This window comes from Nostoc sp. DedQUE02, from assembly GCF_034531035.1.
GTDB lineage: Bacteria > Cyanobacteriota > Cyanobacteriia > Cyanobacteriales > Nostocaceae > Nostoc.
This window is the reverse complement of the sequence record NZ_JAVRBY020000030.1, coordinates 23,248-44,663: the sequence shown is the minus strand read 5'-3', so window position 1 is coordinate 44,663 and position 21,416 is coordinate 23,248. Positions and strand designations below refer to the sequence as shown.

Sequence of the window (21,416 nt, the reverse complement as noted above, 5' to 3'; positions counted from 1 at the left end):
TCCGGTAAAGAAAAAGTAGTTATTAATTTTGGATAAAGTCGAGCTAAGGTTATTGCAAGAATTCCTTATATCTAGTTAGAGAATCTTTGAGATCGCTGCGAACCACAGAAGTGTACATCACAGCCAAAGGATACTTTCGCTGTTGTCCCTGCTCTGTAGTGAATTTAAGAGATGCTGGGGTCGTTTGCAGTCCTGACTGTCCATTAGCTATAGCTGCATACACCCTTACCCCCATTTGAAATGCAACGACTTGAGAGGTGCTTCCATAACTCTTTTCCTTAGTACGGAATCTTTGTATATAAAAACTGGGTGTAGTACTGTTATTAATATAGACAGGGCAAGCCTCGGATGAAGCAGGACTAGTAGTAGTAAAACTAGTGCAGGGATAAGTAGAAGAAAGAAAAGTTGTAGGCGCTCCCACTGCTTCTGCATTACCTGTTGCTTCTGATGAAGTAGAAGGTAGAGAGGGTAATACACTATTGGCATAACCTCCCTTTTCGGCCAATATACGTACTTTATCAACTTCGCGTTGAGCCAATTGCATTGCTTGTTCAGCTTTTTGATTTTGAACGCGAGTAGCTACCGCTAAAAAAATCGGAGGAGTAATTGCTACAACAACTATGGTAACTACAATCATCGCCATCAAGGATTCTATGATGGTAAATCCTTCTTCCGGGTGTCGTTTGACAACTGGCTTTTGTAACTCAAGATAAGTTTTGAGTCCTGTTGACAAATGCGAGCAGATATTAATTGGTAGCATATTATCCTCCTTCAACTGAAAGTATTAAGAACAAGAAGCAGCAGGATCGATGTAGGGCCCGCTTGCACTTTTCTTTGCACAGCGCAATTTCTTAATATATGGGTCGTCTACAGCTAACTCCCGATAAACTTCACTACGGTTAGTACTAGGAACGGCAAAGCGTCGAGATACCGGGCCTCCTGTTTGAAATTGCAAGGCAACATCATAACCCCAGCGACGGGTGCTAGGTGGACGGAAATACCATGTATATTCAGTACTCGAACTAGGTGAATTACCTGGTTCCCAAGCTTCTTGGTCAAAGTTACCTGTAGCTTGATTGCTGAATCTTAATTGTATAAAAGCTCCTGACAGGAAAAAATCTTGAGAGTCCCAATTTTCAAACATTCGCGGGAAAACATGGAAGCCTCCATAAGACTGCCCACCTCTAGAGGGGATGATACCTTGAACGATAATTGTATTGACCCTAGTAGTATTAGCAGTACCAATACATTTTCTATTACCACCAACATTGCAATCGCCATCTTGATCTTGAAATCTTAGGTAGCTGTGGGGGTAGTCGCCGCTAATACCAGTAACGTTTTCGTATGATCTTTTATCAGCATCTGGACAAGGTATGGTATTACTTTTGCAGTACCTGGGTTTGCCATTTGGGTCAATGTCAATTGGTGAAGTTAAAGTTGAATCGTAAGGATTAGCCCTAATCCAAGTATTAGTAGTTCCTGAAGGAGTCCTATCAGCAGCAGGAATATTAGATGAATCTAGTGAGTATTTAGGACGGTTTTGGTTGAGGTAGGAAGTGTATCTAGCACTTGAGCTACAACCGTAATTACTTAAGATTGAGCTTGAAGGAGCGCTACCAGGATAGATAATTCCATCTTCTATGCTGCCATTACAGAATTGATTGGACAAAATATTAACATCATCGCCCAGTACTTCTGTAGGTCGCCAAGTATCTGATGATGGACTGGCAAATCTGGTATCTTTTCTAGTTCTGAGATAAAAATTGCTCCAATCATCTTTTAGCTTGCCTTTACCGTCGCTGTCGGGAGTAGAACTGCTGGGATTACTATTGGCAAATTCTTCTAATAAATTGCTGGCAGTAGTAGTACCATCAGTGCTATGGAGGTTGAAATCTCCCTGAATATAAACAGAGTTGTTGGAAATAAAGGACATACCAGCAGTGTTAGTCCCCCTATCTAACCTAGAACCATTTTTCAAGCGGAACCCATAAGGACGACGATCTGGATCTGCGTAGTAGTCTACAGATTTGGTAGAAATGCCATTTATATTGTCGATGAGCGGGTCTTTAAGATTACCAGGTTGAGCATTCATGTTGGTAGTATTGCTTGCTCCTGCGGGTCTGGCAATACCATCTTCCCTCACAGCATCTTCTCGAAAGGCATAAAATATACCATTGGGAGGCGGAGCGTTAGGATCGGTGGCAGTGTTATCGTTAATCGGTAGCCATTTATCAGTACCTGGGCCAGTTGTACTTCGCAGTAAGTTGAGGTCAACATCTAATGCCCGCACGCTCATCATCTCCCGCCCGTTAAACAAGGCAGCATCTTTAAAGGCGACTTGGTAGTATGTCGTATTAGGCGTTGCGTCAGTGTATTTAACTAGGTTATTGTAGTTTGTTGTGTTGCTATTGGGTAGGCTGCCGGGCTGACCTGGTATTGTAGCAATATTAGTATCGTTGGTAGCTATAGCGGCACTCCTGGGAATCGTCCAAGTTCCTATGTTTGGGGTAATTGCTATATCTGCAATATTGATAGTTTTGTAGCGATCAGTTACAGAAGTTGGGTTGACTGTTGCACCAGTGATATATGAGTCAGTCCGGTCTTCAGCGTGATCGCTGGTGGGGAAAATGTAATACAAGGCATTATATTTAACGCCACTCGGACACAATATATCCAAACCTTTCACATCTGTGGGACTTGTAGAACGAAACTTGGCTTTGCCACAATCAGGAGTTGCACCGTTTCTGCGATCCAGTTCTACTTGCTCTTTGGTGGCAATTAGCCGTGCCAATTTCACCAATTTATCTTTATTGGCCACAGCAGACGCATTTAAAGCTGCGATCGCTTGATCTGGGGTGCTAGGCAGAGGGCTAAGATTAGCAATAGCTGTATCCAAATCATCTAAAAGCGCATTTGGCTTCAGTGCAGCAGTACTCCAGTTGAGGCTGTAATCATAGCCGTTGAGATAGCTGATGTTGTAAGCTAGCATCCCCAACATACAATTCGCCGTATCTCGGTATGATTGATCTGCAATACTTGTACCGGATAGCGATCGTCGCAGATTAGAAAAATTTCCATATTTGGTTAGCTCAGGATAGGGATGCATGATCGTTGATGTAGATGCTTCTTGTTTCGGTGGAAAAGCACCATCTGGATCACCTGCAAAATATGCCAGGTTCGCCCGCGCGTTGCTTAAAGCCGTTAAAGCAGCACTGCTAGTAGGAGGACTACTAAACTCCCAACCATTAGTGCCTCTGCCTGTGAAAAAGTCGGTAAGAAGTTTATCAACAAAAGTAGATGAGCCTTGAATCCTTAGAGTGTCAAAGGTGGCACTTTGCCTAAGAGTTTCTGCTGTTCCTGGATGCACCGTAGTTGCCATACAAGCCACAGGAGTTAGTCCACTTCCACTTTGATAGTGATATACAGAAGTAGCTTGCACCGCAGCTAAATTATCTCTTTGAGTGCGGCGCTGAAGAAACTCATGTTGCCTACCAGAAGGGAGACTGGATGCAGTTCCAAGCGGATCACCTAACTCCAGTCTTTGCCCTACAATCACTCGCAAACCCCCTGTGACTGCTCGTCGCTCCCAATAGCCATCTAAACCCAAAGCATCTGGATTTTTCGGGTCTGGGGGGGTATTTCTGGTGAGAGAATCATAATTTGTACCAGCGTTACTGGAAGTAATCGGCTCGCCGACTTTATTGGTTGATGGTATTTTTACTAGACTAGTACTAATGGGCTTACCATCATAAGTAGGGTTTGGTCCATAACGGTCATCAGCCCGATAAGTATCATCTAGATAAGGCGGATTTGTTTCTTCATTAAAAATTCTTTTACTTGTAAAGAAATTCCTAGTTGTCCATGCAGTATCTCTATATGTTGTGTTTGTTGTATCAGAACCTCTAGCTTTAAATACATCCTGTGTCAATAAAGCTACTGGATCAAGGGCCATATCAGCAGGTGTTTTGCCTGTTGTGGGAGTGACTGAATCTGTTGTTTCGCCGAATCCTTGATCTTGGGTTGGAGGATTTCCATTACCGTTAAATAAGTCAAATGTTGATGAACCCCCGAATTGTTGGCCATTGTTACCTTCAGCTTTGCTTAATCTACCTGCAACTATTTGACCTTGAAAGGTAGTAGCGCCTGACGTATCAGTATAACTACTGACTGTAACTTTAGAATCACTAGCTGAAGTATTGACACAAGAAGAGGGAGAACTAATTAAGTAAGATTTAAAAGGATTGCTATATGAGCCAAAAAACATATTTCCATCACTATGTATAGCTCCGTTCCAACGGAAGTTAGGATCTTGAGCTACTTCAAAGTCATAACGGAAATAAGCTCCCCATTTATTACCTTTATCTACTTGTCTATCTTGTTGCAACTCTAGTGTAGTTACAGTTCTATTTGGTTTGTCAGGATTTGCTACAACAAAAGCGTTAACTTGAAAAGTCTTAGCTAAAGTTGCAGCATTAATAGGCTGCCAATCTTTTTCGTTGGCTGCCAATTGAACTGCACCACCGCATTTGTCTGCTGTAGATTTATTGGTATTCACCGGGCCGTTGCGAACAACAAAGTAAGGTGCTTTTGCAGTATCAGCATTTGTTACTTCAGCATAAGTAGTAGTCGCATCTGCGCTTGTTGCTTGCTTCTTAAAAATAATTGAATAGGCAATAGTTTGATTGTTTTGTGTAAAATACCAGCCAATGCCAGGGTTGCTGTTAGAGTCCTGAAAATTGGCGAGGCGTGTCTCACCAGGGAGTGTATAAATGTCAGTCCCACTGGCGGGTGTTGCAAGAATACTCTGTATAGTGCTATCTGATGCTACCCCAGCAGGTAAACGAGTATCTTGTCTAAAAAGATACTCTAGCTTTGCCTTAGCCCGGTCTACTGCTGGTGTGGCTGCATTGTAAATAATCTGTTGTTGACGTTCGCTAATAACCTGACTGCTACGACTGAAAGTGCGAAAGATTATAGCTGAGACTACTAAAGTTACGATCAACAACAGCATAACGGTTGTTGGCAATACAAACCCACCTTGGTGTCGCTGGAAATTCACACGTAAAACACGCGCTAACCAGCGAATAGCTGATGTTTTTAAAGTTTTTTGTAATTTAATAACTTGCCGCAGAAAGCGGGTAAATGCTCTGATGTATTTGCGCTTAGTCATAGGTGCATTATTAAAACCAAAGATTTTAGCTCCCCCTTCCCTTGTACAGAAGGGGGATTACGTTTTTGATTACTGAATCGATGCTCTAGCTTTAACAGGAAAGTATTGGACAAAGACCTGTGCTTTTTGGATGAAATTTTATTTCAGTAATGGTATTGGCTTTTACCCAATCTATACTGATGATCAGAGATTACCCACTTACTTGGCAAAAACTATCACCGTCAACTACAAAAACTAGATGAAATTTTTACAAATTTTCAGGGTGTATTATGAATGCACCCTAAATTTTTTATAAAGAATATTTACAGAATGGCAAAAAACCGAGGCTTTAATAATGATTAAGACTAATTGCTACTTGTTTTGAGTTTCCAAGCGTTTAATTTCTATGGTCTTGATTGCTTTAGTAGACAGGTTGAGTTTTACCTAGCAATTACTTAGAGGCTACCAAAGGCTTTTACTTTACAGGTTGGCTTGCTGAAGGTGCTTAGTGCGGTGGTGGGAGCGGGAAAAAAAATTATTTGCCTTTCTGTCAGTTACTTCACACTTACCAAATATATAGGAATCCGGTTTGATTACTGAAATCACTTGGCTTAGTAGGCAATAGGCAAAAGGCAATAGGCAAGAGGATTTTAGAAGATTAAGGTGTACCGAATTTTTTTCACGCAATCAAATATGAGTCCTATATAGAATTAGTATTTGATTTTTCAACAAGCTCAGTACAACTACGATGCTTTATTTCCCGTTGCCTATTGCCTATTCCTTGTCTACGCAAATCAGTTCAGGAATCAAATCGGATTCCTATAAAACTCTTATTTAATTGCGTGAAAAAACTCCGTACAAGTCGAAGAGACTCATTCCTTCATCCCTACTCCCTGCCTATCGCGCTTGTGCTGCGCTTCGCACACCATACAAATAAGGTCTGTGGTATGAGATAAGGCAAAGCGTTAGTTTGTCTAATTATGTGGGTAATATAAATTTGAGGATAATGCTTGATCTTTACTTGTTCCTCAGGCAGCCTGCTTTCAAAAGGATTTTACTATCCAAAGCAGAAACTCACAAATAGGAAAAAATTCAGCCAACACGCCGACACCTTGTCGATAAAATGCTGTTGCTGTCAACCCACATTTGCACGAGATTGCTGAACATGACCACATCCACTGACTTTACTGTAGCCATTTGCACCTACAATGGTGAGAAGCGTTTGCCTGAAGTTTTGGAACTGTTGCGAACCCAAGTTAACATCCAATCTCTTCGCTGGGAAGTTATTGTCATTGATAACAACAGCACAGACAACACCGCCAAGATTGTCCAAGAATATCAAGCAAATTGGTCAGCTACTAATCGGCTCATTTATTGTTTTGAACCACAACAAGGTGCAGCCTTCGCTAGAAAACGGGCTATTCATGAAAGTCATGCTGAACTCATTGGTTTTCTTGATGATGACAACTTACCAGCATTAGATTGGGTTGCAGCAGCTTATGCTTTTGCACAAGAGTACCCGAAAGCTGGTGCCTATGGGAGTCAAATTCACCCGAATTTTGAGGTAAAACCACCAGAAAATTTTCATCGAATAGCTCCATTTTTAGCAATTACAGAGCGTGGCTCACAGCCTCTTTTGTATGAACCTCGCAAAAAATTACTTCCGCCCTCAGCTGGAGTCGTTGTACGTAAGCAAGCTTGGTTGGAGAGCGTTCCTGTAGCTTGTGTTTTAACAGGTAGAGTCACAGGGAATATGTTAACCAGTGAAGATTTGGAAGTATTGTCATATATCCAAAAAGCAGGCTGGGAAATTTGGTATACCCCTACGATGCAAGTGCATCACAAGATACCTAGTTGGCGCTTACAAAGAGACTACTTAATTCCATTTTTTCGGGGAATTGGACTCAGCCGCCATGTCACTCGTATGATCAGTGTTAAACCTTGGCTCATACCGTTGGCAATAATTGCTTATATGACCAACGACATACGTAAAATTCTCTTTCACTTGCTAAAGTATCGCACACAAGTTAAAACCGACCTAGTAGCGGCTTGTGAGATGGAACTGATATTAAGTAGTTTGATCAGTCCTATTTACTTATGGAAAACCCGGTATTTAAACCAGAGTTAAAAATGGCTTTCATCGATTTTACAGTAGTAATTCCAACTTACAATGGCGAGCTTCGTTTACCTGTAGTTATAGATCAACTACTTCATCAGACAAGAGTAGAAAACCTCAATTGGGAAATTATTGTTGTTGATAATAATAGTACAGATGCTACAGCAAGGGTAATACACGAATACCAACAAAGTTGGAGCTATCCGTTTCAATTGAAATATATTTTTGAAGCAGAACAAGGGGCAGCATTTGCAAGATCAAAAGGTATTTTAGAAGCAAGAGGTGAAATTGTCGGTTTTTTAGATGATGACAATTTGCCTGCACATAACTGGATTATAGAAGCATATAAATTTGCACAAGAACACCCTCAAGCAGGAGCTTGGGCTAGTCAAATTCATGGGAATTTTGAAGTAGAACCGCCAGAATCTTTCAAGCCAATTTTATTTTATCTTGCAATTACAGAAAGAGGTGATAAGCCTCATATATACGAAGCTTGCAAGAAAGGCTTTCCTCCTTCGGCTGGCTTGGTTGTACGCAGAAATGTATGGAGAGATAATGTTCCTATTCGCCTTTTTTTAATAGGTAGAGTTGGTTCATCTATGTTAGGGAGTGAAGATGCTGAATCTTTACTATATATTCATAAGGCTGGGTGGGAAATTTGGTACAACCCGGCAATGGTAGTAAGCCACATCATTCCATCTTGGAGATTAGAAAAAAATTACTTAATTTCTCTAATGCATGGGGTTGGTTTAGCTCGTTATTACTTGCGTATGCAGCTTCTTACAAGTTGGCAAAGACCTTTAGTCTTTTTGATGTATTTTATCAATGATATACGCAAAGCAATATTGCATTTTATTGTATATCGAAGAGTTTTGAAAAGCGATATTGTTGCCGCCTGTGAAATGAAACGACTAATTGCTACTGTTATTAGTCCTTTCTATTTGTGTAAAATGGCTTTTAAAAAATGGCTATTTAGTACCTATAATGCTGAATTTTTAAAGCATCAGAACTCGAATTTAAAATCTAGGTTAGAAGCCTAAATTTCGCACATAAGCATAAAATTCCCAGAATAATGACTGCTCTTATTGCCTAACAATGGTTTCAATCTTGTTAGCAGACTGATTTAGCATACTAAGTAATGAATATCCTAAAAAATGATCATCTTTAAGATAATCTTCATCAACAATTATGTTAGAAACAGTATCAAAATAATATAAACAACTTGGTAATTAATTAGTAATTTTGCGCCTTTTACGATTTTTTATGCATATTATTGTTTTAGAAAATGAAGTATCATCTCTACGTGGCGGACAAGAGTTAAGCCTATTTGATGTTTGTCTTGGTCTACATAAACGTGGACACACTATTACTTTACTTTACACAAAAGAAGGCAATTTACTTCAGCAGTATCGTGTTTTTTGCACTGAAATAGTAAAAGTTAATGGTTTCAGAATTGAACGAAAAAACATAATTAATTCACTGCAAAACTTTTTTATAGATACTAGAAAAATAAAAACTACTAAAGATAGCATAGTCTACAGCAACCAATATCATAATAGTTTTTTTGCTTATACATTAGCATTATCCAAGAATATACCCTTTGTTTGTCATCTTCGCCTGCCGCCACCACAAATCAAAAAACTTGGTTTGCAGTGGAGTATTGGAATGTTCGGTGCAAAACATTTGATTGCGGTTTCCAATCAGACCAAAATAGATTGGATAAAGCAAGGTTTTAAAGAAGATAAAATTGAGGTTGTACACAACGGAATTAACACTGATAAATTTCAACCATCAACCCATGTATCAATCCTTAAAAATGAATGGGGTATTTCTGATGATGTAGAAATTATCTCCTACATTGGAAGATTGGATAAGGAGAAGGGACTCGAAACACTGATTAGGAGTTTTTCTTTATTTCTCAAAACTCACAAGAATGCCAAGTTATTGATTGCTGGTAAACCATTACGTCATACAGAAGAATATAAAAAGTCTCTAGAAGATTTGACATTTGAACTGGGGATAGCAGACTCTGTTAAATTTCTTAGTCATCTAACTAATCCTATTCCTCTTTATCAAATAAGTGATGTGACAGTTTTAACTAGTTTACATTCTGAACCATTTGGTAGAGCAATTATTGAATCAATGGCTTGTGGAACTCCTGCGATCGCTAGTCGTACTGGTGGAATACCTGAAATATTGACAGGAGAGTTTCAAAAAATGCTCTGTGAGCCGGGGAATGTACAGGATTTGGCAGATACTTTGAATTTTGTATTGAAATGGAAAAATTTAGATCCTCAGTTAAGTGTGAAATGTCAGGAACATATATTACGTAGTTTTAATGTAGATAAAATGGTTGATGGCGTTGAAAAAGTTATCTTAAAATTTAAAAATTAAAGGTTAATTAATATGCAAACAAATGAACCAAAAGTTTCAGTAATTATTCCTACCTATAATCGGAAACATTATTTAGAAAGAGCTATCAATAGTGTTTTAAATCAAACATATACTGATTATGAGTTGGTTGTAGTTGATGATGCCTCAACCGATGGAACTACAAGTTTTATTGCAGAAAAATATCCTAGTGTTCGTTGCGTTAGTTTACCAAAAAATTGTGGTGCTGGTGGGGCAAGGAATGAGGGAATTAGGATTGCAAGAGGCAGTTTTATAGCTTTCTTGGATTCTGATGACGAATGGTTGCCTAAGTATTTAGAAACCCAAATTCAATATATTGAGAGTAGTCCTGATAATGTAATAGTTTTTTGTGGATGTATCCACCAGATGCAAGATGGAAAAATTGAAAAGTTCAGTTGTCAGCCTTGGCTAGCATATCCCGATCTAACTTATCATTTATTATCTGAAAATTTTATACTTACAGCATCAATTGTAGTGGTAAGTAAAAATGCTTTAAATAAAGCAGGCTATTTTAATGAAAGCCTCAAGATTTGTCAGGATAAAGAACTATTTTTACGATTATTTTGCTTAGGAAATGCTGCTCATGTTCCTTATTATTTGGTAACTAAATATTCTCATTCGAGTAATCTTACAGGAGATTATAAACTTTGGGTAAAAGAGACATTTGATTTATTGGACATATTTTTTACACATGAGTTGAGTCTGCCTTATAAACATTTTGAAATCGAGACTAGAAGTCACAATGCTATGAGATTAGCAAGAATATTATGGGGTGAAAAAAAGAAATTTTTCTTTGCTATACAAATGTTGGTGAAGGCTTTTATTATCTCCCCAACGTATATAAGTCAGCACTTGTGGAAAAAATTGGTTAAGGCTAGTACATAACGCCGTGTGCAACTTTTTTTCAAATCTAACCCCCAACCCCTTCTCTACCTCTCCCTAGCCCTCTCCTCGTAGGAGAGGGAAGCGGAAAAACTTTTTTTGCTATCAGAGGAGCATGAATCAAAGCCTCTCTCTCAAAGGGAGAGAGAGATTCTACCAGATACTATGTAGCAATTTGTGGTACTGACACCTTCACCAGCACTTTTTTGCTAAAAGACAGACCGTTTTCATTTTTATCAATGATTATGGTGTCTCCAGAGATAAAAGTATTTTCCAATAATTTGGTGGCGAGGGGATTTTCTACTTCTCGCTGAATTGCCCGTTTGAGTGGACGCGCACCGTAAACTGGGTCATAGCCTGATTCAACAAGGTGATCGCAAGCTGCTTGGGATATCTCAAAGAAGATTTTTTGCTCGCGCAGGAGATTTTCTACCCGCTTGAGTTGAATACGGATAATATGCCGCATTTCTGTGCGACTGAGGGCATGGAAAAGAATAATATCATCAAGGCGGTTGAGAAATTCTGGGCGGAAATGCGATCGCAAAGCATCCATTACCCGCTTTTGCATCGTTTCATACTTGGAATCATCACCAGATATATCCAAAATATGTTCGCTACCAATGTTACTGGTCATCACAATGACGGTGTTACGAAAATCTACCGTCCTTCCTTGAGAGTCAGTAACTCTCCCATCATCCAACACCTGCAATAAAATGTTGAACACATCGGGGTGCGCCTTTTCCACTTCATCCAACAGCACCACTGAATAAGGACGGCGGCGAATCGCCTCGGAAAGTTGACCGCCTTCTTCATATCCTATGTATCCTGGAGGCGCACCCACTAAGCGAGAAACTGAGTGTTTTTCCATATACTCAGACATATCCAAGCGCACCAATGCATCATCAGAATCAAAGAGAAACTGAGCTAAAGCACGGGCGAGTTCGGTTTTACCCACACCTGTGGGGCCCATGAACAAAAATGAACCAATGGGACGAGAGGGATCTTTCATCCCCGCACGGGCGCGGCGAATTGCGGCTGCTACTGCTTCTACAGCCTCTTCTTGCCCAATGACTCGTTGATGCAAATGACTTTCTAATTGCAGTAATTTTTGTCGTTCCGATTCCAACAAGCGATTGACGGGGATTCCTGTCCACTTGGCGACGATTTCGGCAATGTCGGCTTCGGTGACTTGTTCTCGCAGCAACGTAGAACCTTGGTTTTGAATTTCTAAAAGGCTCGCTTCTTTAGCTTCACGCTCGTGCTGCACTCCCTCCAATTTGCCATACTTTAGTTGGGCAGCTTTATTTAGATCGTAGGCGCGTTCCGCCTGTTCAATTTGCACTCGCAGCGCATCTTCTTCTTTCTTTAAGGCGCTTATCGCCTCCAATATCTGCTTTTCACCTTGCCATTGCTCATTAAATGTTTGCTGTTTTTCCGTCAAATTGGCGATTTCTTGCTCAATTCGCTGCAAACGTTCTTTTGTTTGGAGAGTACCCTTTTCTTCGCCAGCTAATGATAGCTTTTCCATTTCTAATTGCATCAGGCGGCGATCGATGGTTTCCAATTCGGCTGGTTTGGAGGTAATCTCCATTTTCAACTGTGCTGCTGCTTCATCCACCAAATCAATAGCTTTATCTGGTAAGAAGCGATCGCTAATATAACGTGCTGACAAGGTTGCTGCTGCTACCAAAGCCGAATCAGAAATTTTGACGTTGTGATGCACTTCATAGCGTTCTTTCAACCCCCGCAGAATGGAAATAGTATTTTCCACACTTGGCTGATCGACAAAAACTTGCTGAAAGCGGCGTTCTAAGGCAGCATCTTTCTCTATGTGTTTGCGGAACTCATCGAGGGTAGTTGCGCCAATACAACGCAGTTCTCCCCGCGCCAGCATTGGTTTGAGCAGATTTCCCGCATCCATTGCCCCTTGTTGGCTGGAACCTGTACCAACTACGGTATGTAGTTCGTCAATAAACAAGACAATTTGACCGTTAGATTCTGTAACTTCTTTGAGGACAGCTTTCAGGCGTTCTTCAAATTCTCCTCGCAATTTTGCCCCAGCAATTAAACTACCGATGTCTAAAGAGATGAGTTGGCGGTTTTTCAGAGATTCAGGAACATCACCGTTTACCATCCGTTGTGCTAATGCTTCGGCGATCGCAGTTTTACCTACCCCAGGTTCACCAATTAATACAGGGTTGTTTTTGCTACGACGAGACAATACTTGAATTACCCGTCGAATTTCGTCATCCCGCCCAATTACTGGGTCGAGTTTTCCCGCTTTTGCCTGTTCTGTCAAATCTCTGCCAAATTTTTGTAAGGCTTCATAGCGGGATTCTGGTGTTTGATCTGTCACCTTTTGGCTACCGCGAATAGTTTTGATTGTAGCTTCAAGTTTAGGTGCATCCGCATTAAAGCCTTTGAGCATCTTTCGTCCAATGCGATCGTCTTCAGCAAAGGCCAAAAGTATGTGTTCCACAGAAATGTAGGAATCTTTCATCCTAGCTCTAGCTTCCTCGGCCCGGTCTAGTAAAACATCTAAACTACGGCTAAGATAAAGCTGATCGCTTTTACCAACTTTCGGCTGACGTTGGGTAAAGGCTTCTAGCTGCTGCTGCAAGCGGATTGGATCGACCTCAGATCGAGCTAGGATACGTATTGCTAGACTAGTGGGTTCTTCTAACAGGGCAATAATTAAATGTTCAACATCTAGTTGCTGTTGTTGATAAGCACGGACTATATCCTGAGATTTAACAATTGCTTCCCAGGCTTTATCAGTAAATTTATTGGGATCTGTAGGTTGCATCTTTAGAATTTTAGAATTTGAATTTTTAGTTTAAGGATTGGGGGATTATTAAAGGGAGTAAGGGAGTTGGGAGTTGGGAGTGGTTATAATCCTACTCCTTAATACCCAGATAATTATCCAAACATTCTGGGCGTATATCCGCGTGTATCTCCGGTGGCAATTTTGGATTGACAATTGATGATAATTTAATCCATTCCCTATTTCCTAATTTAAAACGAAAACACTGTTATGAGCAGACTTTCCCCAATGGTATTGTTGGAGCGAGGGTTATTAGTATCAATCGTTAACGACAGTGTAGGGGTAACTATGAATAGGATTTACCCAGAGAAGATCCCCTAACCCGCCTAAAAAGAAAGGCAAAAGGGGAAAAATCTCGCTTATCTGGGTTGATTGGCACGATATGCCAGTATGCCAGAAGAATCAATCTCCCTCTAGCTCAACTTTTTAAGACATCAATGTAGATTTTCCGATCGCTCTTAAGCACAAATTGCTGCCCAGATTCCCGACTCCTGAAAGAAGTCGGGGATCTGAATCCAGCTTAGATAAATGACATTCCACCCTACTGGATAATTAATTTTTTGGAAATCCCCGATCGAATTATTGACTTACAAGTTGCTCTTGTGATTCTTGTTTGACTGCCGAACCTTGAGTTCCCAGTTGAATCAGTTCAATTTTATATCCATCAGGATCTTCCACAAAAGCAATTACCGTCGAACCATGTTTCATTGCCCCTGGTTCGCGCACGACTTTACCGCCCTGAGTGCGAATTTCTTCACACGTAGCGTAAATATCATCAACGCCAAGGGCAATGTGACCGTAAGCATTACCTAATTCGTACTTTTCCACCCCCCAGTTGTAGGTTAGTTCGATTACCGCGTTGTCGCTTTCGTCACCATATCCCACAAAAGCTAAAGTAAATTCCCCCCCTGGATAATCTTTTCGGCGTAGTAATTTCATACCTAGAAGTTCACAGTAAAACTTTAAAGATTCTTCAAGGTTGCCCACCCGTAGCATTGTATGTAGTAATCGCATATTGACCTTTTCTCTGTAACTGATTTAGTGTTATTCTCTGCCAATATTTTACCTAGCTCAAAGTCTGAAGGTAGAAATGCGATCAAAGAAAAAGACAAAATAAACGTTCCCTTAACCATTTTTGGCTTGATCCTTATCCATACAATGGAAATCTTCTTTAATCTCAGCCAATAAAGTCTCTTAAACGCCTATGCTAGCGATTGGGTTAGGCAACTGGACTGTATGCGTAACAGACTCGAATAAAGGATAAAGTACAGATGAGTAAATTTCTAGATACTGCAATTGAAGCGATCGCAGCTCGTGAAATTCTTGATTCACGCGGTAGACCGACAATTGAAGCCGAAGTGCATTTAGCCAATGGTGTTGTCGGACTGGCGCAAGTTCCTAGTGGTGCTTCTACTGGCTCTTTTGAAGCCCACGAACTGCGTGATGGCGATAAAAGCCGTTATGGGGGCAAAGGTGTACTCAAGGCAGTACAAAACGTCAAAGAAGCACTTGCACCACAATTGTTAGGCTTGGATGTCCTCAATCAAGAACTGCTAGACCGCACAATGATTGCGATCGATGGTTCTGCTAACAAAAATAATTTGGGGGCTAACGCAATTTTGGGGGTTTCCTTAGCAGCTGCTAAAGCTGGTGCTGAATCTCTCGAAATTCCTCTATATCGCTATTTGGGTGGCCCTTTAGCGAATTTGCTCCCAGTGCCGTTGATGAACGTGATTAACGGTGGCGCACACGCCTCAAATAACGTGGATTTTCAAGAGTTTATGATTGTCCCAATTGGTGCAACCTCTTTCCGGGAAGCATTGCGCTGGGGTGCAGAGGTGTTTGCTACCCTTAGTCAGGTGTTAGATGAGAAGGGTTTGCTTACTGGTGTGGGTGATGAAGGCGGCTTTGCCCCTAACCTAGAATCTAATCAGGTGGCTTTGGAATTGCTGGTTGCTGCCATTCAGAAAGCTGGTTACAAGCCAGGTGAACAAGTAGCTTTGGCGCTGGATGTGGCGGCTAGCGAATTTTACAAGAATGGTCAGTATGTTTACGATGGTAAACCTCACGCCCCGACTGAATTTATTGATTATTTAGGACAACTAGTTGACCAATACCCAATTGTATCAATTGAGGATGGCTTGCACGAGGAAGATTGGCAAAGTTGGCAATCGATCACCCAGAAGTTAGGTTCGCGGGTGCAATTGGTAGGAGATGACTTGTTTGTGACTAACGCCACTCGTTTGCAAAGAGGCATCCAAGAAAAAGCCGCTAATGCAATTTTGATTAAACTCAATCAAATTGGTTCTCTGACCGAAACCTTGGAAACGATTGATTTGGCAACTCGCAACAGTATCCGTTCAGTAATTAGCCATCGTTCTGGTGAAACAGAAGACACAACGATCGCTGATTTAGCTGTAGCAACCCGTGCTGGTCAAATCAAAACAGGTTCTCTGTGTCGCAGCGAACGCGTAGCAAAATATAATCGCTTGCTGCGAATTGAAGATGAACTAGGCGATCGCGCCGTTTATGCTGGTGCTGTGGGGTTAGGGCCGAAGTAGGGACTGGAGAAAAAGGGAAAAGGTTAAAGGGAAAAGGGCAAAGGGATAATTTTTAACCTTTTCCCCTTACCCCTTTCCCTTTCCCCCTACTCAATGCCCCATGCCCATTTACGGATAAAACCCCAACTTCGGCAACCCCAAGGTTTCATCCCAACCCATCATCAGGTTTAGACACTGAATAGCTTGGCCAGCCTGTCCTTTAATTAGATTGTCAATTGCTGACATAACAATTACACGACCTGTACGCGGGTCAACTTCTACACCGATATAACAAAGATTGCTGCCGCTTGCCCACTTGGTTTGCGGGTAAACGCCGCTACCGCAGACTTTTACCCAAGGAGAGTTGCGGTAGAAGGCTGAGAAAATTGTGATTAAATCATCTCGTACTAGACCGGGGTCGCTCATTGTGGCATATACTGTTGCCAAAATACCGCGTACCATTGGGACAAGGTGCGGTGTAAATTGGATCATGAGTTCGTGACCAGCTAAGTCACTGCAAATTTGCTCAATTTCTGGGGTATGACGGTGACGACCAACATTGAAAGCAGCTATGGAGTTGTCTGCTTCAGCTAGTAATAAATTGGTTTGAGCCTGCCGTCCACTGCTAGATGTGCCAGACTTGGCATCGATAATAGCTGTTTCTGGTCTGATTAAGCCTTGCTTTAAAAGTGGCGAAAGTGCAAGAAGACTAGCAGTGGCATAGGAACCGGGACAGCCAATAAGTTGAGCTTCGGCAATGCGATCGCGATAAAGTTCTGGTAATCCATAAACTGCTGTAGCTGCAATTGGGCGATCGCTTCTCTCAATGCCATACCAATTTGTATAAGTTGTCAAATTACTAAAACGATAGTCTGCACTCAAATCTATGACTTTACATCCTTTTTCCAACAGTTTAGGAGCGATTTGGCAGGCCAGACCATTTGGTAAAGACAGGAAAACTACTTCACAACGGTGAGCAATTATTTCTGGTTCTACCGCTTCTATTAGCAGGTTAGTTGCATGAGCCAGATGCGGGTAGAAATCTCCGAAGGATTTTCCGATACTGCTTTCACCTCCTAAATAAACCAGTTCAACTTCTGGATGATCCATCAGTAGTCGTACTAACTGTACTCCGCCATAGCCCGACGCGCCAACAATCCCAACGGGTACGCGTCTAAATTTGCCCATGATCTGAAATCCTTATCCCATGAATGGTTAATTCGTTCTCAGCTATCAACAATATCAGCGACTAGACGCGCAGCGCACAAAACGCCACAAACCCCTCCACTTTGTTCTAGAAAGATGAAGAAGTAGGGCGAGTAAATAACTATTATTCTCATCTTGATACTGTCGCTGCACTTTATCGCTACTTTTAATCGCAAAAATTCTTGTCACCCGATCAAATCATTGCTAGTCTACTTCTCTGCCTTATAAAGGAGCTACAATCTAAAAGAAGAAATTGTTAAAAAAATTTACGTTTATAGCTGGAAATCTTTCTGTGTCACAGCCTAATACTACCCAAGCTTTTAAATTTGATTCGATTGATGCCGCCTTAGCAGACCTAAAAGCTGGTCGCGTCATTGTAGTGGTAGATGATGAAAATAGAGAAAACGAAGGCGACTTAATTTGTGCTGCCCAATTTGCCACACCCGACATGATTAATTTTATGGCGGTGGAAGCAAGAGGGCTAATTTGTTTGGCAATGACAGGCGATCGCTTAGACGAGCTAGACTTACCTTTGATGGTAAGCAACATTACAGATACTAACCAAACTGCCTTCACTGTTAGCATTGATGCTGGCCCAGAATTGGGTGTCACGACTGGTATCTCAGCAGAAGACCGCGCCCGCACTATCCAGGTTACTCTCAACCCAGCTACAAAACCTACTGATTTACGTCGTCCTGGCCATATTTTCCCGATTCGGGCGAAAGCTGGAGGCGTACTCAAACGCGCAGGACATACGGAAGCGGCTGTAGACTTATCTCGACTAGCAGGGTTATATCCAGCCGGGGTAATTTGTGAAATTCAAAACCCCGATGGTTCGATGGCGCGGTTGCAGCAGTTATTTGAATACGCCAAACGTCACAATTTAAAAATCATTAGTATTGCGGATTTAATCAGCTATCGCCTACAGCACGATCGCCTCGTGTATCGTGAGGTAGTTACCAAGCTGCCTAGCCAATTCGGCCAGTTTGAAATTTACGCCTACCGCCATACCCTGGATAATACAGAACATGTTGCAATTGTCAAGGGAGATCCAGCGAACTTCAAAGATGAGCCAGTCATGGTGCGAATGCACTCAGAATGCTTAACTGGTGATGCTTTGGGTTCTTTGCGCTGCGACTGTCGGATGCAGTTGAACGCTGCACTGAAAATGATTGAGGCTGCTGGTCAAGGCGTAGTTGTATACCTGCGTCAAGAAGGGCGAGGCATCGGCTTGATTAACAAGCTGAAAGCCTACTCATTGCAGGATATGGGACTGGATACAGTAGAAGCAAATGAGCGGTTGGGATTTCCTGCTGACTTGCGAGACTACGGGATGGGGGCACAAATGCTGATGGATTTGGGCGTTAAAAAGATACGTTTGATTACTAATAATCCCCGTAAAATTGCTGGAGTCAAGGGTTATGGGTTGGAAGTAGTTGATCGCGTTCCATTGTTAATTGAAGCCAATGACTACAATTCTTATTACCTAGCAACAAAGGCGAAAAAGCTGGGTCACATGTTGTTACAAACTTATCTTGTGACAGTAGCAATCCATTGGCAAGATGACCCGGAAGCCGTGACGGAACGTTATGAACGCTTAGAGAAACTGCGACATTTAGCGAAAAGTAACGATCTATTGTTGCAGGAAGAAGCGCGTCCCTTGGCGATCGCTATATTTGATGAGCCATCTTTAACAGTACACTTGGGTTTTGATCAAGCAAAAGTTGCTAGCTGTGATTGGTATCAGCAAAGTGGTCATCCTTATATACAGGCAATATTCAAAATTCTGGATAACCTAGCAACAGTGCCTTACATCCAGAAACTAGAATTTCTAATTTCTTCTGGTTGCGATCCTTTGAGTAATTTACAAGTGCAACTAGATCGACAGACATTCACAGATGGTACAGTGCCTTCATCGATTAGCGATCGCTTAGAGACGCAGCAAATTTACAGCTTTAGCGAATAGTCACAATCCTAAGAGTCAAATTTTTAAGGGTTGGGAAATTTGTTGTGCGTAAGTCCTAAAAATCAATACAGTTCAGTTAAGCAAATTTATTTGTTAAGGCAGGCAGGGGGAGCAGGGGAGGCAGGGGAAGCAGGGGGAGAGAAAAAAGCTTAACTGAACTGTATTGTCCTAAAAATACCCCACCCCTGACTCCTCCCTGCAAGCGAGGAGGGGAATTGGGGAATTATTAGACTTCTTGGCATTTGTGGGGTAAAGGGGAAGGGTTAAAGGGGAAAGGATAGAATTTTCCCTTTCCCTTTGACCTTTCCCCAACATCAAGGCAAAAGTAACTTTTGCAAGATGTCTATTGTATTAGCAAAAATAGGCTGGGATCGGAAATTGGCGATAATTAATTAATAATGAGTTGCCGACTTGCGATGATGCACGGCTGTTACGCCATCAGTATCTAACAATTTGCCATTCTCGACAGTCGCATAAACCAGCCAGTGGTCGCCAGATTCCATCCGATTTTGTACGGAACATTCAAGATATGCTAGGGCATCGGTAAGTATGGGAGAACCGCTTTCTGTTTCTTGAGTGGCGACATCAGTAAATCGGTCTTGTCCTGGGCCAAAAGGTTTGAGGAAGTGCTTCATCAATCCCAAGTGATTCCCTTCTTTGAGGATGTTGAGGACAAATTTGTTTCCTGTATGCGTTAGTGTTTCTACTGCACGGTCTTTGGCGACGGCTATGGTTAAACCAGGGGGACTAAAGCTAGCTTGAGACACCCACGAGGCTAACATCGCACTAGAACGATCGCCTTCTTTTGCAGTGAGAACGCAAAGAGAACCGACAATCCGACCAACTGCTTGTTCTACACTTGTTGCAGGAAGACTTTGCGATCGCACTTTTCTAGCTTTCTTCAGTGCTTGGGCAAAGTCGGTTCCAGCTTCTTCACACAATTGTAAGGTGGCATCGTCGGGTTTGAATTTGACGCGAATGGTATCAAAACCAAATCGATAGCCAGCATCTTTTAATTTACTCTCAATTAAATCAACCGCTTCTCCACTCCAGCCAAAGGAACCAAAAGCACCGGCAAGTTTATTGTTAGTAGCGGTGGATAGCACAATTCCTAAAGCTGTTTGCACGGGTGTCGGTGCATGACCGCCGAGAGTAGGAGAACCGATGATGAAACCACCTGCTTTTTCCACAGCCGCCCGGATTTCTTCTGGTTCAGTAAATTCGCAGTTAATCGATTCTACAGCTACACCAGCTTTTGTAATCCCACGAGCGATCGCTTGGGCTAATGTTGCTGTATTCCCATAGGCTGATGCATAAATCAACGCCACTGTCAAGTCGGCAGATGTTTGTTGTTGACTCCATTCTCGATAAGCTTTGGTCAGGTCGATTAAGCCATAGCGTACCAAAGGCCCGTGTCCAGTGGCATACATTCGCACGGGTAAATCAGCTAATTTCTCCAGTGCTGTTTCAACTTGACGGGCGTGGGGAGCCATGAGGCAATCAAAATAATAGCGTCGATCTTCGTTATATACTTCCCACCCTTCATCAAATACCTGATCTCCACAAACATGCGCCCCAAATAACTTATCTGTGTACAGAATTTCTGTTTGCGGATCGTAGGTACAAAGTTCATCTGCATAGCGGGGATTGGGGGTGGGAATAAATTGTAAATTATGCCCGTTACCCAAATCTAAAGTTTCTTCGCCCCGCATCACAAGAATTTGCAAATCTGCATTTGACAACGCCGCACGTAAATTTATCGCTCCGGGATTAGAACACACAAAGGTGATTTGCGGAGCAATTTCTAACACAGCTTTTAAAGTTGCAGCGCGGTTGGGATTGACGTGTCCCAAAATTACATAATCTAGGTCTTCCAGATGGAAACGTTGCTGCAAAGCTTCTAAATAAATTTGTGTAAACGTTTCCCCCGGAGGATCAATAATGGCGGTTTTCTCGCTTTCGATTAAATAAGAATTAGCAGTTGTACCTTTAGCAAGGGCATATTCAATTTCAAATCTGAGCCTTGACCAACTGCGCGATCGCAGTATTCTCGTATCTGTAGCAATGGGGAAAACTTGAACATCACGGGGTTTATTTTTTGACATGGCTTTATTGGGTATTGGGTATTGGGTACTGGGTACTGGGTACTGAGGATTGGGTACTGGGTATTTGGAAAACTTTTTTCCAGTTCCTAGTCCCTAGTCCCCAGCGATGCACTGAGCGGCTTGCCCTGAGCGGAGCCGTTGGCGCACTTGTACTGAGCGAAGCCGAAGTAGCCTCTCGTAGAGAAGGGAGTCGAAGTGTCCCCAATCCCTAATCCC

General features: G+C 41.9%; 13 protein-coding genes. 7 read left to right on the top strand and 6 right to left on the bottom strand.

The window, feature by feature from the left end:
• Positions 1-49 precede the first annotated feature (49 nt).
• Positions 50-760 carry a hypothetical protein gene (locus RMX98_RS21385; RefSeq protein ID WP_322677538.1) on the bottom strand — a complete coding sequence of 237 codons (711 nt, stop codon included), beginning with the start codon at positions 758-760 and terminating at the stop codon, positions 50-52.
• Between the two features lie 24 nt (positions 761-784).
• Positions 785-5,170, bottom strand: coding sequence for a hormogonium polysaccharide biosynthesis protein HpsA (hpsA, locus tag RMX98_RS21380; RefSeq protein ID WP_322677539.1), 4,386 nt, complete (start codon positions 5,168-5,170; stop codon positions 785-787).
• 1,144 nt (positions 5,171-6,314) lie between these two features.
• Between hpsA and hpsE (RMX98_RS21375) the strand changes: the two genes are divergently transcribed.
• The 4 genes from hpsE (RMX98_RS21375) to RMX98_RS21360 all read left to right on the top strand — a co-directional run bounded on the left by hpsE (RMX98_RS21375) (position 6,315) and on the right by RMX98_RS21360 (position 10,562).
• On the top strand, positions 6,315-7,277 hold the full coding sequence (gene hpsE / locus RMX98_RS21375; protein ID WP_322677540.1) for a hormogonium polysaccharide biosynthesis glycosyltransferase HpsE: 963 nt from the start codon (positions 6,315-6,317) through the stop codon (positions 7,275-7,277).
• Positions 7,247-8,305: a hormogonium polysaccharide biosynthesis glycosyltransferase HpsE gene (gene hpsE, locus RMX98_RS21370; RefSeq protein ID WP_409881437.1), complete on the top strand. Its 1,059-nt coding sequence runs from the start codon at positions 7,247-7,249 to the stop codon at positions 8,303-8,305. The genes hpsE (RMX98_RS21375) and hpsE (RMX98_RS21370) overlap by 31 nt, the downstream gene beginning before the upstream one ends.
• Before the next feature lie 223 nt (positions 8,306-8,528).
• Positions 8,529-9,659 (top strand): glycosyltransferase family 4 protein, encoded by a 1,131-nt coding sequence (locus RMX98_RS21365; RefSeq protein ID WP_322677541.1) that lies wholly within the window; start codon positions 8,529-8,531, stop codon positions 9,657-9,659.
• Positions 9,660-9,671: 12 nt separating this feature from the next.
• Complete coding sequence (locus RMX98_RS21360; RefSeq protein ID WP_322677542.1) at positions 9,672-10,562, top strand: glycosyltransferase family 2 protein; 891 nt, start codon at positions 9,672-9,674, stop codon at positions 10,560-10,562.
• A 160-nt stretch (positions 10,563-10,722) separates the two neighbouring features.
• On the opposite strand, the gene clpB is transcribed toward RMX98_RS21360, so the two are convergent.
• Both clpB and gloA read right to left on the bottom strand, forming a co-directional pair.
• Positions 10,723-13,365: an ATP-dependent chaperone ClpB gene (gene clpB / locus RMX98_RS21355; protein ID WP_322677543.1), complete on the bottom strand. Its 2,643-nt coding sequence runs from the start codon at positions 13,363-13,365 to the stop codon at positions 10,723-10,725.
• A 597-nt stretch (positions 13,366-13,962) separates the two neighbouring features.
• A complete protein-coding gene (gene gloA, locus RMX98_RS21350; protein ID WP_322677544.1) occupies positions 13,963-14,397 on the bottom strand; it encodes a lactoylglutathione lyase in 435 nt (144 codons plus the stop codon).
• Between the two features lie 257 nt (positions 14,398-14,654).
• Here gloA and eno point away from each other — a divergent pair, with 257 nt between their 5' ends.
• Complete coding sequence (gene eno, locus RMX98_RS21345) at positions 14,655-15,944, top strand: phosphopyruvate hydratase (protein WP_322677545.1); 1,290 nt, start codon at positions 14,655-14,657, stop codon at positions 15,942-15,944.
• Positions 15,945-16,052: 108 nt separating this feature from the next.
• Here the strand turns inward: eno and argC are convergent, their stop codons facing one another.
• On the bottom strand, positions 16,053-17,111 hold the full coding sequence (gene argC, locus RMX98_RS21340) for an N-acetyl-gamma-glutamyl-phosphate reductase (RefSeq protein WP_322677546.1): 1,059 nt from the start codon (positions 17,109-17,111) through the stop codon (positions 16,053-16,055).
• A 310-nt stretch (positions 17,112-17,421) separates the two neighbouring features.
• Between argC and ribBA the strand changes: the two genes are divergently transcribed.
• Positions 17,422-19,095: a bifunctional 3,4-dihydroxy-2-butanone-4-phosphate synthase/GTP cyclohydrolase II gene (gene ribBA / locus RMX98_RS21335; RefSeq protein ID WP_322677547.1), complete on the top strand. Its 1,674-nt coding sequence runs from the start codon at positions 17,422-17,424 to the stop codon at positions 19,093-19,095.
• Positions 19,096-19,487: 392 nt separating this feature from the next.
• Here the strand turns inward: ribBA and RMX98_RS21330 are convergent, their stop codons facing one another.
• On the bottom strand, positions 19,488-21,200 hold the full coding sequence (locus RMX98_RS21330) for a diflavin flavoprotein (RefSeq protein WP_322677548.1): 1,713 nt from the start codon (positions 21,198-21,200) through the stop codon (positions 19,488-19,490).
• On the opposite strand from RMX98_RS21330, the gene RMX98_RS21325 reads away from it, so the two are divergent.
• Positions 21,194-21,412 carry a hypothetical protein gene (locus RMX98_RS21325; protein ID WP_322677549.1) on the top strand — a complete coding sequence of 73 codons (219 nt, stop codon included), beginning with the start codon at positions 21,194-21,196 and terminating at the stop codon, positions 21,410-21,412. The genes RMX98_RS21330 and RMX98_RS21325 overlap by 7 nt on opposite strands.
• Positions 21,413-21,416 lie beyond the last annotated feature (4 nt).

What these genes read in the sequence shown, in the direction of transcription:
- RMX98_RS21360 (WP_322677542.1), top strand. Translation starts at nt 9,672, where the DNA reads ATGCAAACAAATGAACCAAAAGTTTCAGTAATTATTCCTACCTATAAT.
- RMX98_RS21385 (WP_322677538.1), bottom strand. Translation starts at nt 760, where the DNA reads ATGCTACCAATTAATATCTGCTCGCATTTGTCAACAGGACTCAAAACT.
- hpsA (WP_322677539.1), bottom strand. Translation starts at nt 5,170, where the DNA reads ATGACTAAGCGCAAATACATCAGAGCATTTACCCGCTTTCTGCGGCAA.
- RMX98_RS21365 (WP_322677541.1), top strand. Translation starts at nt 8,529, where the DNA reads ATGCATATTATTGTTTTAGAAAATGAAGTATCATCTCTACGTGGCGGA.
- clpB (WP_322677543.1), bottom strand. Translation starts at nt 13,365, where the DNA reads ATGCAACCTACAGATCCCAATAAATTTACTGATAAAGCCTGGGAAGCA.
- gloA (WP_322677544.1), bottom strand. Translation starts at nt 14,397, where the DNA reads ATGCGATTACTACATACAATGCTACGGGTGGGCAACCTTGAAGAATCT.
- RMX98_RS21330 (WP_322677548.1), bottom strand. Translation starts at nt 21,200, where the DNA reads ATGTCAAAAAATAAACCCCGTGATGTTCAAGTTTTCCCCATTGCTACA.
- hpsE (WP_322677540.1), top strand. Translation starts at nt 6,315, where the DNA reads ATGACCACATCCACTGACTTTACTGTAGCCATTTGCACCTACAATGGT.
- hpsE (WP_409881437.1), top strand. Translation starts at nt 7,247, where the DNA reads ATGGAAAACCCGGTATTTAAACCAGAGTTAAAAATGGCTTTCATCGAT.
- argC (WP_322677546.1), bottom strand. Translation starts at nt 17,111, where the DNA reads ATGGGCAAATTTAGACGCGTACCCGTTGGGATTGTTGGCGCGTCGGGC.
- eno (WP_322677545.1), top strand. Translation starts at nt 14,655, where the DNA reads ATGAGTAAATTTCTAGATACTGCAATTGAAGCGATCGCAGCTCGTGAA.